This is a genomic window from Nocardia sp. NPDC004151, assembly GCF_042874235.1.
Classification (GTDB): domain Bacteria; phylum Actinomycetota; class Actinomycetes; order Mycobacteriales; family Mycobacteriaceae; genus Nocardia.
The window spans coordinates 249,255-265,964 of record NZ_JBIAMR010000003.1; the positions used below are offsets into that span (position 1 = coordinate 249,255).

Annotated in this window: 1 protein-coding gene (cut by a window edge); it reads left to right on the forward strand. The window is 72.3% G+C overall.

Going from position 1 to position 16,710, the window contains the following annotated elements; genetic code table 11:
- A protein-coding gene (locus ACFYTS_RS08725; RefSeq protein WP_387302340.1) for a non-ribosomal peptide synthase/polyketide synthase crosses the window boundary here: on the forward strand, nucleotides 1-16,710 show its 5' portion. 1,317 nt of this gene lie beyond the right edge of the window; only the first 16,710 of its 18,027 coding nucleotides appear in the window; its start codon is at nucleotides 1-3; the stop codon falls past the right edge of the window.

Genomic DNA, 16,710 nt, shown 5'->3' on the forward strand with positions numbered 1-16,710 from the left:
ATGACAAGGGAGGCTCTGGTGCAGGGTACGGACTCGAGTGGTCTCGGACCGAGTGAAGTTCCGACGTCGACTGAATTGTCTGCGCCGTTCCCGCTCGGACCCGCGCAGATCGGGCTGTGGTACGCCCAGCTGCTGGCTCCCGAAGTGCCCCTCAACCTGGTCCAGTACGTCGACATCGAGGGTGACTTCGACGTCGACCTGCTGCTGCGCGTCGTCGAGGACGGCGTCCCGATCTGGCGCTCCTCCCAGCTGCGTTTCACCGAGATCGACGGACACCCGCACCAGTACATCGACCCGACCGCGGGGCACAACACCGAGCTGATGGACCTGCGCTCGGAAGCCGATCCCATCGCCGCCGCGCACGAGTGGATGCAGGTCCAGATCCTCGAGCCGATCGACCTGCTCACCGGCAAGCTGTTCTCGCCCACCCTGATCCGGGTCGCCGACCAGCGCTGGTTCTGGTTCTTCGTCGGTCACCACATCGTGGGCGACGGCTACGCCGCCCTGAACACCATGCAGTGGACGGCCCGTCGCTACACCGCGCTGCAGAGCGGCCTGGAGCCGGAGACGGTGAAGGTCGGCACGCTGCGCGAGCTGGTCGAATCCGAACTGGCCTACCGCGAGAGCAGCCGCTTCCGCACCGACCGCGCCTACTGGCAGGAGCGCACCGCGGGCCTGGACGGCACCATGTCGCTCAAGGGCCGCACCGCCCCGCCGCGCTCGGACAACCTGCGCCGCGGCGTGGTGCTGCCGGAGGACCTGGTCCGCCGCATGGAAGAGTGTGGCGCGCAGCATGATTCGGGTCTGGCGGGCGTGATCATCGCCGCCTTCGCGGCCTACCTGGCCAAGCTGACCGGCCAGGACGAGGCCGTGCTGAGCCTGCCGGTCACCGCCCGCACCACCGCGGTCATGCGCCGCTCGACCGGCATGCTGTCCAACATCGTGCCGCTGCGGATGGCGGCCGGGCCGGACACCACCTGGCTGGAGCTGCTCACCGCGGCTCGCCTGGAGATCTCCGGCGCGCTGCGCCACCAGCGCTACCGGCACGAGGACATCCGCCGGGACGCGTCCGAACTGCAGGGCGCTCCGGCCTCGCGGGCGCTGTACGGCCCGATGGTCAACATCATGCTGTTCCACCCGCAGCTGGACTTCGGCGATATCCAGGGCCGGCTGAACCTGCTGTCCACCAGCCCGGTCGAGGACATGAGCCTCAACGCCTTCTACGGCGAGAACGACCGGGTGCGCCTGGACCTCGAGGTGAACCCGAACCTGTACACGGCCGACGAGATCGACCGCCACATCGAGCGTTTCGTGGCGTTCGTCGAGCGGCTGGTGGAGCTGGACCCGGCGGCCCCGCTGTCCGCGGTCGAGGTCATCACCGAGCGGGAGCGCGAGGTGGTGCTGCGCGAGTGGAACGACACCGCGTTCACCGTGGACCCCGAGGCGACCCTGGTGTCGATGTTCGAGGCGCAGGCCGCCCGGACGCCGCAGTCGCTCGCGGTGCGTTTCGGCGGGACCCCCGCCTGCGATCTCACCTACGCCGAGTTCGCCGGACGGGTGAATCGGCTTGCCCGTTACCTGATCTCGCGCGGCATCGGCCCGGAGTCGCTGGTCGCGCTGCACCTGCGCCGTTCGCCGGAGCTGCTGGTCGCGGTGTACGCGGTGCAGGCCGCCGGTGGCGCCTACGTGCCGCTGGACCCCGATCACCCGGCCGACCGGATCGCGCACATCCTGGACACCGCCGCGCCCGCGCTGGTGCTGACCACCGCCGCGGACCGTCCCGCCACCGACGCCGCCGTGCTGGACATCGCCGAGCTGACCGAGGCCGCGCTGGCCGAGTTCTCGGCCGCCACGGTGAGCGATGTGGACCGGCTGTCCCCGTTGCGTCCGGCGAACACCGCCTACGTCATCTTCACCTCGGGTTCCACCGGCCGCCCCAAGGGCGTGGCGGTGAGCCACCGCTCCATCGTCAACCGCATGGTCTGGATGCGTGAGACCTTCGCGCTGTCCGCCTCGGACGTGATGCTGCAGAAGACGCCGATGACCTTCGACGTCTCGGTGCCGGAGCTGTTCTTCGCGCTGCAGATCGGCGCGACCCTGGTGCTGGCCCAGCCCGACGGCCACCGCGATCCGGCCTACCTGCGCGCGGTGATCGCCGAATTCGGCGTCACGGTGGTGCATTTCGTGCCGTCGATGATGGATCCGTTCGTGGCCGAGCTGGAGGCCGCCGCGGCCGCGGGTGAACCGCCGCTGCGGATCCGGCAGCTGTTCGCCTCGGGCGAGGCGCTGCCGGGCCCCATCGCGCAGCGGCTGCGCGCCCTGACCGGCGCCCCGCTCCACAATCTCTATGGCCCCACCGAAGCTGCGGTCGAGGTCACCTCGCACGAGGTGACCGCCGCGGATACCACCGCCGTGCCGATCGGCGCGCCGGTGTTCAATACCCGGCTGTACGTGCTCGACGCACGCCTGCGGCCGGTCCCCATGGGGACTCCGGGTGAGCTGTATCTGTCGGGGGTTCAGCTCGCCCGGGGCTACATGGCGCGTCCGGGTCTGACGGCGGAGCGGTTCGTCGCCGACCCGTTCGCGGCCCCGGGTGAACTCATGTACCGCACCGGTGATCTGGTCTGCTGGACCGAGCTGGGTGAGATCGAGTACCTGGGGCGCACCGACTTCCAGGTGAAGGTGCGTGGCCTGCGCATCGAGCTGGGCGAGATCGAGACCGTGCTCGGCGATGTCGAGGGCGTGTCCCGCGCGGTGGTGATCGTGCGCGACGACCAGCTGGTCGCCTACGCGGTCGCGACCGACGAGGTGGACGCGATCAAGCTCAAGGCCGCGGCCGCGCGGGCGCTGCCCGCCTACATGGTGCCGAGCGCGTTCGTGCTGCTGGAGGCGTTGCCGGTCAACGCTTCCGGCAAGCTGGACCGGGCCGCGCTGCCGGATCCGGTCCGGGTCGCGGTGGTGCACGAGGCGCCGGTGACGGTGACCGAGCGGGCCGTCGCCGCCATGTTCGCCGAGGTGCTGGGCACCGACCAGGTCGGCCGCACCGACGACTTCTTCGCCCTGGGCGGCAACAGCCTGATCGCCACCCAGGTGGCGTCGCGGCTGAACGCCGAGCTGGGCTGCCACCTCACGGTGCGCGAGATGTTCTCCGCCACCGGCGTGGCCGAGCTGGCCGCCGTGATCGACGCCCAGTTCGTGGACGCCGACGCCGAGTCCGGCAGCGCGGTCGCCCTGGTGCGCCGCGACCGGCCGGAGGCGCTGCCGCTGTCCCCGGCGCAGCAGCGCATCTGGTTCCTGAACCGTTTCGACACCGCGAGCGCCGGCTACAACATGCCGTTCGTGGTGCGCCTGCGCGGCGAGGCCGATCCGGAGGTCATGCGGGCCGCGCTGGCCGACGTGCTGGGCCGCCACGAGGTGCTGCGCACCGTGTTCCCCACCACCACGGCGGGTTTCGCGCAGCAGCAGGTGCTGCCGGTGGCGGTGGCGACCGAGCCGGTGGCGCAGGAGTCCTGTGACGCCGACGAACTGGACGCCCGCCTGCGGGCCTTCGCCGCCCAGGGTTTCGACCTGGAGCGCGAGATCCCGTTCCGTGCACGACTGTTCACCGTTACCGGCGCCGTCGCCTCCGATTGCGGACTGGGCGGTCCGGTACTGGTCGACGCCGCGGACCTCGACGTCCCCGAGTACGCGGTCGCCATCGTGCTGCACCACATCGCCGCCGACGGCCTCTCGCTGCCCATCCTGGCTCGCGACCTGATCACCGCCTACCTGGCCCGCACCGGCGGCCAGGCGCCCGCCTGGGAGCCGCTCGCGGTGCAGTACGCCGATTACACGCTGTGGCAGCGGGATCGGCTCGGCGCGGCCGACGACCCGGAGTCGCTGCTCTCCCGGCAGCTGGACTTCTGGCGCGGCACCCTGTCGGGCGTGCCGGACGTGCTCGAGCTCCCGGCCGACCGTCCCCGTCCCGCCATCGCCACCGGCCGCGGCGGCAAGCTCGACGTCGAGCTCACCGCGGAGTTGCACGCCGCCATTTCGGAAACGGCTCGGGCCGAGGGCATCTCGACCTTCATGCTGATGCACACCGCGCTGGCGGTGCTGCTGTCCCGCCTTTCCGGCGAATCGGACATCGTCATCGGCACCCCGGTCGGCGGCCGCGGCGCGCGCGAACTCGACGACCTGATCGGCATGTTCGTCAACACGCTGCCGCTGCGCACCGAGATCGACGGCGAGCTCAGCTTCCGCGACCTCGCACACCGGGTCCGCGACATCGATCTTGCCGCGTTCGCGCACGCCGACGTCCCCTTCGAACAGCTCGTCGAGACCCTGAATCCGGTGCGCTCGGCGGCCCGGCATCCGCTGTTCCAGGTGGCCCTGTCGTTCACCGCCGCCGGAGACATCAGCCTCGAACTGCCCGGATTGCTTGCCACGACGAGTACCCTGGACACCGAGGTGACCAAATTCGACCTGTCGGTCGCGGTCACCGAAAGCTTCGCCGGTGCCGGTCCCGGGGAAGGTCCGGCACCGGCGGGGATCCACGCGGAGTTCGAATTCGCGGTGGATCTCTACGATCCCGCCACCATCGAGGTCTTCGCGCGCCGCTATGTGCGCCTGCTCGAGGCGATCACCATCGATCCCGCCGTGGTCGTGAACGCGCTGCCGCTGCTGTCCGAGGCCGAATACGCCGATCTGACAACCCGTTCCGGCGGAGCCGTGGACGCGGTCCGCCTGCTGCCGGAGATCATGGCCGCGGCCGTGGCGTCGGCCCCGGACCGGATCGCCCTGATCGAGCGCGATGTCCAGTTCACCTACACCGAACTGGACGCCCTCTCGAATCGCTTGGCGCGCCTGCTGATCGAGCGCGGCCTGGGCCCGGAGCAGCTGGTGGCCGTGAGCCTGCCGCGGTCGATCGAGTACATCGTCGCCGTGTGGGCCATCGCCAAGACCGGCGCCGCCTGGGTGCCGGTGGACCCCGCCTTCCCGGCCGACCGCATCGAGTACATCGTGCGCGACGCGGGCGCGGTGCTCGGCCTGACCGTGGCGCCGGTGCGCGACGGGCTGCCGGACACGCTGCCCTGGCTGCTGCTCGACGACGCCGAATTCACCAGCGCCCGCACGGCCTTCCCGGCCGATCCGATCACCGATGCCGACCGGGTGCGGCCGCTGCGCGCCGCCAATGTCGTGTACTCCATCTACACCTCCGGTTCGACCGGTCTGCCCAAGGGCGTCGTGGTCACCCACTCGGGTCTGGCGGGTCTGTCCGAGGCGCAGTACGAGCGCTTCAGCGGTTCCGCCGAGGCGCGGGTGCTGCACGTGACCAGCTCCTCGTTCGACGTCTCGGTCGGCGAGCTGCTGCTGGCCCTGCGGTCGGCCGCCACCCTGGTGGTCGCCCCGACCGGCGCGCACATCGGCGACGAGCTGGCGGAAGTCATTCGGGCGCACGGGGTCACCCACGTCTTCATGACGCCCTCGGGCGCGAGCACCATCGATCCGGCCGACGTCCCCACCCTGCGCCACGTCGCGGTCGGCGGCGAGGCGCTGTCGCCGGAGATGGTGCGGCGCTGGGCCGAGGCCGGGCGCGACATGATCAACGCCTACGGCCCCACCGAGGCCACCGTGGTCGTGAACATCACCGGCGCGCTGGCGGCGGGCGAGACCGTCACCATCGGCCACCTGGTGCCGGGTGCGCGCGAGTGGATCCTGGATCAGCGGCTGCGGCCGGTGCCGGTCGGCGCGATCGGCGAGCTGTACCTGGGCGGCCTGCCGGTCACCCGCGGCTACCGCAATCGCGCGGAGCTCACCGTGAGCCGGTTCGTGGCCTGCCCGTGGGCGCCCGGTGAACGCATGTACCGCACCGGCGACCTGGTGCGCTGGACCGCCGACGGCCAGGTGGAGTACCTGGGCCGCAACGACTCCCAGGTGAAGCTGCGCGGCTTCCGCATCGAACTCGGCGAGATCGAGGCCGCGCTGGCGGCGCTGCCGCAGGTGCGCCGGGCCGTGGTGGTCCTGCACCACGACGCGGTGCGCGGCGACCAGCTGGTGGCCTACCTGGTGGCGGCCGCCGGCGGCGTGGACGTGGCCGAGATCAAGACCGCGCTGGCGGATCGCCTGACGGCGTACATGATTCCGTCGGCCTTCATGGTGCTCGACGCCATGCCGATGACCGTCAACGGCAAGCTCGACTACCGCGCGCTGCCCGCCCCGGTCTTCGCGGCCCGCGAATTCCGCGCCCCCGCGACGCCGATCGAACTGCTGGTGGCCGAGGTCTTCGCCGAGGTGCTGGGCCTCGCGCCCGCCGCCGACGTCACTCCGGCGGACGCGGCCCTCACCGCGGCCGTGGCCGTCGCCGACTCCGCGCTGGGCTCGAATGCTCCGGTGGCGCACCTGGATTCGGTCGTCGAGGCCGACGCGCCTGCCGCCGGTGTCGGCGCGGACGACGACTTCTTCGAGCTCGGCGGCAACTCGCTGATCGCCACTCAGGTGGTGGCCCGCCTCGGCGCGGCCCTGGACACCACGGTCCCGGTGCGCCTGCTGTTCGAGGCGTCCAGCGTCGCCGAGCTGGCGTCCCGGCTGGCCGACCTGGCCGGTACCGGCGGCCGCGCGCCGCTGGTGGCGGGGGAGCGGCCCGAGGTGGTGCCGCTGTCCTACGCGCAGCAGCGCATGTGGTTCCTGAACCGCTTCGACAACAGCTCGATCGCCGACAACCTGGTCGCGGCCATCCGCCTGGACGGCCCGCTGGACGCCGACGCGCTGGCCGCCGCGGTCACCGATGTGGTCGCGCGGCACGAGACGCTGCGCACCGTGTACCCGGCCGTGGACGGCGTGGGCCGTCAGCTGGTGCTGCCGGTCGAGCAGTCCGGTGTCGCACTGGTTTCGGAGCAGGTGCGTGCCGAGGATCTGGAGAACCGGATCTTCGAGCTCGCGGTGCTGCCGTTCGCCGTGGACGAGCAGGCTCCGGCCCGGCTCACCCTGCTGGGGGTGGCGCCCGAGACCCACGTGCTGGTGCTCGCCGTGCACCACATCGCCGCCGACGGCTGGTCCATCGCGCCGCTGACCCGGGATCTCATGCTGGCCTACGCGTCCCGCACCACGGGTGCGGCCCCGGCGTGGACGCCGCTGCCGGTCCAGTACGCCGACTACACGCTGTGGCAGCGCGATCTGCTGGGCGCCGAGGACGACCCGGAATCCCTGCTGGCGGACCAGGTTCGCTTCTGGCGCGCCGAATTGTCCGGGCAACCAGACACTCTGGAGCTGCCCGGCGACCGGCCGCGACCGGCCGTGGCGACCCGCCACGGCGCGCAGTACCGCTTCGCCATCTCCGCCGAGCGGCACGCCCGCCTGCGCGAGCTGGCCGAGGCCGATCGCGCCACCCTGTTCATGGCGCTGCACGCGGCCTACGCCACGCTGCTGGCGAAACTGTCCGGCACCGCGGACATCTCGATCGGGTCGGTGGTCGCCGGCCGCGGCGAGCAGGCGCTCGACGATCTGGTCGGCATGTTCGTCAACACCCTGGTGCTGCGCACCGAGGTGGCCCCGGACCGTTCGTTCCGGGAGCTGCTGGCCCAGGTGCGTGAGACCGATCTGCGCGCCTTCGCGCACGCGGACGTCCCGTTCGAGCGCCTGGTCGAGGTGCTCAGCCCGATGCGCTCGCAGGCCCGCCACCCGTTGTTCCAGGTGGCCCTGGATCTGCAGAACACCACGCAGACCAGCCTCGAGCTGAACGGCCTGACCGCTTCGCGGGTCGAGCTGGACCCGGGCATCGCCAAGTTCGATCTGCAGCTGTCGCTGGTCGAGGATCGTGCGGCGGGCGGGCTGGACGCCGTGTTCACCTACGCCACCGACATTTTCGACGAGGCCACCGTCGCGGCCTTCGCCCGTCGCCTGGACGTGGTGCTGGACGCGGTCACCGCCACCCCGGACCGCCCGGTCGGTGATATCGACCTGCTCACCGACGCCGAGCGCGCCCAGGTGCTGACCGGCTGGAACGACACCGCCCACGACATCCGCTCGGCGCTGCCGGTCGGCGCGTGGGGCGAGACCACCCCCGCGACCCTGGTCGCCCTGTTCGAGTCGCGGGCTCTGACCTGCCCGAACGCCCCGGCCGTCGAATTCGGGCACGCCGATACCTCCCAACCGGCTACAACTCTGTCCTACGGCGAGTTCTCCGGCCGCGTGCACCGCCTGGCCCGCAAGCTGGTCGAGTGCGGCGTCGGCCCGGAATCCCGGGTGGCGCTGGCGATCCGCCGCTCCCACGATCTGCTGGTCGGCATGTACGCGATCCTGGCCGCCGGCGGCGCGTACGTCCCCGTCGACCCGGATCAGCCCGAGCAGCGCACCGGCTACGTGCTGGACGCGGCGGGCCCGGTGCTCGTGCTGACCACCGACCGCGACGGTTTCACCACCACCCGCGACATCCCGGTGCTGGCCGTCGACACCGTCGACCTGGCCGGGTACGCCGCGACCCCGCTGACCGACGCCGATCGTCTCGCGCCGCTGCGGGAGTCGAACGCCTGCTACGTCATCTTCACTTCCGGTTCCACCGGCCGCCCCAAGGGTGTCGCGGTCTCGCACGCCGCCGTGGTGAACCGCCTGGTGTGGGGTCAGGACCGCTACCGGCTGACCGCCGACGACGTGGTGCTGCAGAAGACCCCCTTCACCTTCGACGTGTCGGTGTGGGAGTTCTTCTGGCCCTTGCAGATCGGCGCCAAGCTGGTGGTGGCCGCCCCCGACGGCCACCGCGACCCGAAGTACCTGGCCGAGTTGATCATTCGCGCGGGCATCACCCACGCGCACTTCGTGCCGTCCATGATGGCGGTCTTCGTGACCGAGCCGGCCGCCGCCCACTGCACCGGCCTGCGCCAGGTGTTCGCCTCCGGTGAGGGCCTGCCCGTCGGCACCGCCGCCCGCATGCGCGAGCTGACCGGCGCGCGCGTGCACAACCTGTACGGCCCCACCGAGGCCGCGGTCGAGGTCACCCACCACGAGGTCGCCGACACCGATGTCGCGTTCGTGCCCATGGGCCGTCCGGTCTGGAACACCCAGACCTATGTGCTGGACGGCCGCCTGAACCCGGTCGCGCCCGGCGTCGCCGGTGAGCTGTACCTCGCGGGCGATCAGCTGGCCCGCGGCTACCTGGGCCGTCCGGATCTGTCCGCGGATCGCTTCGTGGCCAACCCCTTCGGCAACGGCGCGCGCATGTACCGCACCGGTGACCTGGTCACCTGGACCGCCGAGGGCGAGCTGATCTACCTGGGCCGCACCGACTTCCAGGTGAAGCTGCGCGGCCTGCGCATCGAACTGGGTGAGATCGAGGCCGCGCTGCTGGCGCAGCCGGGCGTCAACCAGGCGGTCGTGCTGGTGCGCTCGGACGAACGCGCGGGCGATCAGCTCGCGGGCTACCTGCAGCGCGAGCCCGGCCACGCCATCGACCTGGACGCGGTCAAGGCGGCGCTGGGCGGCCTGCTGCCCGCGTACATGGTTCCGGCCGCGTTCGTGGTGCTGGACGCCTTCCCGGTCAATGCCTCCGGCAAGCTGGATCGCGCCGCGCTGCCCGCCCCGGTCTTCGAGACCGCGGCCTACCGCGCGCCCGAGACCGTGGCCGAGGACGTGGTGGCCGGGGTCTTCGCGGACCTGCTCGGCGTCGACCGGATCGGCGCGAACGACGACTTCTTCGCGCTCGGCGGCAGCTCGCTGCTGGCCGCCCGCGTGGTGGCCCGGGTCGGCGCGGCGCTGGACGCCGAACTGTCGGTGCGCGACCTGTTCGACGCCCCGAGCGTCGCCGGTCTGGCCGCGGTCGCCGAATCCCGTTCGGGCAGCGGCACGCTGGTGCCGCTGACCGCGCGCCCGCGCCCGGCGCTGGTGCCGCTGTCGGACGCGCAGCGCCGCATGTGGTTCCTCAACCGCTACCACGCCGGCGCGACCGGGGTCGGCCCCGGCGCGGCGGCGGACAACATCCCCATGGTGCTGCGGGTGACCGGCCCGCTGGCCGCGGCCGCGCTGCACGCCGCGCTGCGGGATGTGGTGGCGCGCCACGAGACACTGCGCACCGTCTACCCCGACGGCCCGGACGGTCCCGTGCAGCGGGTGCTGGCCGAGGGCGATGCCCGGCTGGTCACCGCGCCGATCACCGCGGACGAACTGACCGCCCGGGTGGCCGCGGTCGTCGCCCGCCCGTTCGACCTGACCGTCGAAACCCCGGTCCGCGCGGCCGTTTTCAGCCTGTCGCCGACCGATCACGTGCTGGTGCTGGTGGTCCACCACATCAGCTCGGACGGTTTCTCGATGGGCCCGCTGGCCGCGGACTTCATGACCGCGTACCAGGCCCACCGCGCCGGTGTGGCGCCCGCCTGGGCCCCGCTGCCGGTGCAGTACGCCGACTACACCCTGTGGCAGGCCGAGCGCCGGGGTGACGAGACCGATCCGGCCTCGCTCGCGCACCGGCAGCTGGCGTTCTGGAAGCAGCGCCTGTCCGGGCTGCCCGAACAGCTGGAGCTGCCCGTGGACCGCCCGCGTCCGGCGGTGGCGTCGCTGCGCGGCGGCACCCACCGCATGCGCGTGGACGCCGAATTGCACGGCGGCCTGGTGGATCTGGCGCGCGCCCACGACACCACCCTGTTCAGCACCGTGCACGCGGCGCTGGCCGTGTTGCTGGCCCGGATCTCGGGCAGCACCGACATCGCGATCGGCACCCCGGTCGCGGGCCGCGGCGAGCAGCAGCTCGACGCCCTGGTCGGCATGTTCGTCAACACCCTGGTCCTGCGCAGCGAGATCGACCCGCGCGCCGGCTTCGACACCGTGCTGAACGCGGTGCGCGCCGACGACATCGCGGCCCTCTCACACGCCGAGGTGCCCTTCGAGCGCCTGGTCGAGGTGCTGTCCCCGGCCCGCTCGCAGGCCCGTCACCCGCTGTTCCAGGTGGCGCTGACGTTCCACAATTACGCGCTGCCCGCGGTGGAGCTGCCGGAGCTGACCGTGCGCCCGGAGGCTCTGGACGCCGGGGTGTCGAAGTTCGATCTCCAGTTCACCGTGCTCGAGCAGCACGGCCCGGACGGCCGCCCGAACGGCATGGACATCGAGATCAGCTACGCCAGTGAGCTGTTCGACGCCGACACCATCGCCGCCCTGGCCGGTCGCTTCGACCGGGTGCTGGCGTCGGTGGCCGCCGACGACACCGTGGTGGTCGGCGACATCCCGCTGCTGACCATCGAGGAGAGCGCTCGCGTCCTCCACGAGTGGGCCGGCACCGGACCCGATATCGCCGAATTCACCACGCTGGCGGACCGTTTCGCGACCGCGGCGGCCATCGACCCGGCCGCCCCGGCGGTGCGTTCCGGCGACGTCACGCTCAGCTACGCCGAGCTCGACGCGCGCTCCAACCGCCTGGCCCGCTGCCTGATCGCGGCCGGTGTCGGCCCGGAATCCCTCGTGGCCGTGGCCCTGCCGCGCACCGAGGAGCTGGCGGTGGCGCTGCTGGCCGTGGTCAAGGCGGGCGGCGGCTACCTGCCGATCGATCCCAACTACCCGGCCGACCGCATCGAGTACGTGATCGACGACGCTCGCCCGGTGTGCGCGATCAGCAGCGGCGCGGCCCAGCTGCCCGCCGGCTGGTTCGGCGGCCCGGTGGTCTGCCTCGACACCATCGACCTGGACGGTTACGACGCCGCCCCGGTCACCGACCGCGACCGGCGCGCCCCGCTGCGCCCGGCCGACATCGCCTACGTCATCTACACCTCGGGCTCCACCGGCCGCCCCAAGGGCGTGGTGATCCCGCACCGCAATGTGATCCGCCTGTTCGACAATGCCCAGGGCCATTACGGTTTCGGGCCCGCCGACGTGTGGACCATGTTCCACTCCTACGCCTTCGACTTTTCGGTGTGGGAGCTGTGGGGCGCGCTGCTGTACGGCGGCAGCGTGATGGTGGTCGACTATTTCACCTCGCGGTCGCCGCAGCAGTTCCGGGAACTGCTGTCCACCGCGGGCGTGACCGTGCTGAACCAGACCCCGTCGGCGTTCTACCAGCTGATCACCGCCGACGCCGAGAGCGACTCCGAGCTCGCGCTGCGTTATGTGATCTTCGGCGGTGAAGCGCTGGAGCCGCAGCGGCTCTCGGGCTGGTTCGCCCGGCACCCGCAGGGCCCGGCCCTGATCAATATGTACGGCATCACCGAGACCACGGTGCACGTGTCCTACCGCCCGATCACCCCGGACACCGGTTCGGCCAGCGTGATCGGCGGCGCGCTGCCGGGTCTGACCGTGCGCGTGCTGGATTCGCGGCTGCGTCCGGTCCCGGTCGGCGTCCCCGGCGAGATCTACGTCTCCGGTGGTCAGCTGGCGCGCGGCTACCTCGAGCGCCCGGCGCTCACCTCCGGCCGCTTCGTGGCAGACCCGTACGGCGCACCCGGCGAATCCGCCTACCGCACCGGCGATCTGGCGCGCTGGACCCCCACCGGCGATCTGGAGTACCTGGGCCGCATCGACCAGCAGGTGAACCTGCACGGCTTCCGCGTGGAGCTGGGCGAGATCGAGGCGGCGCTGCTGCTGGATTCGCGGGTCCGCGAGGCCGCGGTCATCGTGCGCCACGACGAGGCGGCGGATGTCTCCCGCATCATCGGCTACGTGGTCCCGGCGGTGGGCTCGGTGGTGTCCACCACCGACCTGCGCACCGCCGTCGCCCGCGAACTGCCCGAGCACATGGTTCCGGCGGCCCTGGTGGTCGTGGACCGGATCCCGTTGACCGTCAACGGCAAACTGGACCGCGCGGCGCTGCCCGCACCGGTCTTCGAGGGCACCGAGTACCGCCAGCCCGCCACCGTGGCCGAGGAACTCATCGCCAACGTGTACGCGGACCTGCTGGGCATCGAGCGGGTCGGCGCGGACGACGACTTCTTCGCCCTGGGCGGCAGCTCGCTGCTCGCGGCCAAGGCGGTCGCCCGCATCGGCGCGCTGTTCGACACCACCGTCGGCGTGCGCGCGCTGTTCGAGGCCCCGACCGTGACCGCGCTGGCCGCGCGGGTGCAGGCCGAGGCCGACGGCCCGAAGCGGCCGGTGCTGGCCGCGGGCGCCCGTCCCGAGCACCTGCCGCTCTCGCCCGCCCAGCAGCGCATGTGGTTCCTGAACCGCTTCGACCGCTCGTCGACGGCCTACAACATCCCGGTGGCGCTGCGCCTGACCGGCGAACTGGACGCCCCGGCGCTGGAGGCCGCGTTCGCGGCGGTGATCGAACGCCACGAGACCCTGCGCACCGTCTACCCGGAGCTGGCCGCGGGCCCCGCGCAGGTGATCCTGCCCGCCGCGGACGTGGTCGCGGAGCTCAAGCCGGTCGACCTCACCGAGGCCGAACTGGTCGGCAAGGTCACCGAATTCGCCATGACCACCTTCGACGTGACGGTGGACGTGCCGGTGCGGGTGCTGCTGCTGCGCATCGTGGACGCGGACGGCGTGCCGACCGGTGACCACGTGCTCGCCGGTGTGCTGCACCACATCTCGGCCGACGGCTCCTCGGTGGTGCCGTTCGTGCGCGACCTGATGATCGCCTACAACGCCTGCCTGGCCGGCGCCAAGCCGTCCTGGACGCCGCTGGTCGTGCAGTACGCCGACTACGCGCTGTGGCAGCGCGCGCTGCTGGGCTCGGAGAACGATCCGGAGTCGGTGGCCGCGGGCCAGCTCGCCTACTGGCGCGAGACCCTGGCCGGGCTGCCCGACCAGCTGGACCTGCCCGCCGACCACCCGCGTCCGGCGCGACAGAGCCTGCGCGGCAGCTACATCCGGCTCCCGCTGGACGCCGAGCTGCACGCCGGCCTGACCGAACTGGGCCGCCGCCACGGCGCGACGCTGTTCATGGTGGTGCACGCGGCCTGGGCCGCCCTGCTGTCGCGGCTGTCGGGCACCTCCGACATCGCGGTCGGCACTCCGATCGCGGGCCGCGGCGACGCCGCCCTCGACGACGTGATCGGCATGTTCGTCAACACCCTGGTGCTGCGCACCGGAACCGATGGCGCCGAGCCGTTCACCGATCTGCTGGCCCGGGTCCGCACGGGCGACATCGCCGCCTTCGGCAATGCCGACGTGCCGTTCGAGCGCCTGGTCGAGGTGCTCAACCCGGCCCGGTCCACCGCCCGGCACCCGCTGGTCCAGGTGGGCCTGTCCTTCCAGAACCATGAGCGTGCCAACCTCGAGCTGCCCGGCCTGACCGTGTCGGAGGTCGAATTCGACACCCACGTCGCGCAATTCGATCTGCACCTGTTCGCGGTGGACCACTACGCCGAGTCCGGCGCGCCCGCCGGACTCGAGCTGACCCTCGGCTACGCCCACGACCTGTTCACCGAGGCCACCGCGCAGCGCTTCACCGCCGCGCTGGCCCGGGTGCTGGAAACCGTGGTGGCGCAGCCGGAGACGGCCATCGGCGATGTCGACCTGCTGGGCGCGGGCCTGCGTCAGCGCATCCTGCACGACTGGAACGCCACCGCGCGCCAGCTGGCCCCGGCCACCCTGGCCGACCTGGTGGACGAGCAGGCGGCCGCCGCCCCCGGCGCGGTCGCGCTGCTGGACGACGCCGGAACCTCGCTCACCTACGGCGAATTCGACGCCCGGGTGAACCGCCTGGCGCGTCGCCTGATCGCCGCGGGCGTCGGACCCGAGACCGGTGTGGTGCTGGCCATGCGCCGCGGCATCGACCTGGTGGTCGCCATGTACGCGGTGGTGAAGGCGGGCGGCGCGTACGTGCCGATCGACCCCGACCACCCGGCCGATCGCATCGCCTACATCGTCGAGACCGCCGCTCCCGCAGTGGTTCTCACCACCTCGGCCGACGGCGTGCCGTTCCCCACCGAGGTGCCGGTGTTCGAGGTGGACCGGCTCGACCTGTCCGCGCTGTCCGCCGCCCCGGTCACCGGCGCCGAGCGGGTGCGCCCGCTGCGCGAACAGCACCCGGCGTATGTCATCTTCACCTCCGGCTCGACCGGCCTGCCCAAGGGCGTCGCGGTGCCGCACGCGGCCATCGTCAACCAGTTGCGCTGGCTGCGGGCCACCTTCGAGCTGGGCGCGGGCGACCGCGCGCTGCTGAAGACCCCCGCCACCTTCGACCTGTCGGTGTGGGAGTTCTGGTCCACCCTGACCACCGGTGGCAGCCTGCTGGTCTCGGCCGCGGGCGAGGAGCGCGATCCGGACCGCCTGCGCGCCCTGATCGAGGGCCACGGCGTCACCGTCCTTCACCCGGTGCCCTCCCTGCTGGGCATGCTGCTGGCCGGCGGCCCGCTGCCCGGGTCGGTGCGCGCGGTGCTGGCCATCGGCGAGGCGCTGCCCGCCGCCACGGCCGCCGAGTTCCTGGACCACCACGCTGGGAACGACTCCGGCGCAGTGCTGTTCAACCTGTACGGTCCGACCGAGGCGGCCGTCTCGATCACCGCCTTCGAAGTGACCGAGCGCCACCGGCAGGCCGTGCCGATCGGCTCGCCGGCCTGGAACAGCCGCGTGTACGTGCTCGACGCCCGGCTCTCCCCGGTCCCGGTCGGCGTGCCCGGCGAGCTGTACCTGTCGGGTGCGCAGCTGGCCCGCGGCTACTTCGGCCGCCCGGCCCTGACCGCCGACCGCTTCGTGGCCGACCCGTTCGCGGGCGGCCGCATGTACCGCACCGGCGATATCGTCCGCTGGCGCGAGGACGGGGCGCTCGAGTACATCGATCGCGCCGACTTCCAGGTCAAGATCGGCGGTTTCCGGATCGAGCTCGGCGAGGTGGAGACCGCGCTGCGCCGCCAGCCCGGCGTCACCGCCGCGGTCGCCGTCGCCCGCACCGCGGGTGACGCGGGGTCGCGCCTGGTCGCCTACGCCGCGGTGCCCGGCACCGCCGCCGAGAGCCGCGAGGAGGTGTCGGCCGCGCTGCGCGCCGCCCTGGGCGCGGAGCTGCCGAAGTACATGGTCCCGGCCGCGCTGATGGTCCTGGACGCCCTGCCGCTGAACGCCAACGGCAAGGTGGACCGGGCCCAGCTGCCGGAGCCGGTCTTCGCGGTGGCCGCCTACCGCGAGCCGACCACGGCCGTCGAGCAGGCGGTCGCGGCGGGCTTCGCCGAGGTGATCGGCGCGGCCGAGGACATCCTCATCGGCCTGGACACCGACTTCTTCGCCCTCGGCGGCAACTCGCTGATGGCGACCCGCCTGGCCGCCCGGCTCGGCGCGGATCTCGGTGTGCGGGTGCCGGTCTCGGCCCTGTTCGAGGCGCCGACCGTGGACGGCCTGGCGACCTGGATCGCCACCGCCGACCACGCCGACGCGCTGCCGCCGCTGGTGCGCCGCACCGACGCGGGCCCGGCCCCGCTGTCGCTGGCGCAGCAGCGGATGTGGGTGCTCAACCGCCTGCACCCGGAGTCGGGCGCCTACAACGTGCCGACCGCCATCCGGCTCTCCGGACACCTCGACCGGGCCGCGCTGACGGCGGCCCTGCGGGATGTGCTGGAGCGCCACGAGATCCTGCGCACCCGCTACCCCGAGGTGGACGGCGAGGCCGTGCAGGTGGTGCTCGAGGTCGGCGAGCTCGACGGCGAGCTGACCCCGGTTCCGGTGTCGGAGACCAACCTTCAGGCCACGCTCGTCGAGGTGGCCGCGGCGGGCTTCGATGTGACCGTGGCCCCGCCGGTGCGGGTCGTGCTGTTCGAACTGGCTCCGGACGAGCACGTCCTCATGGTGGTGCTGCACCACATCAGCGCCGACGGCTACTCGGTG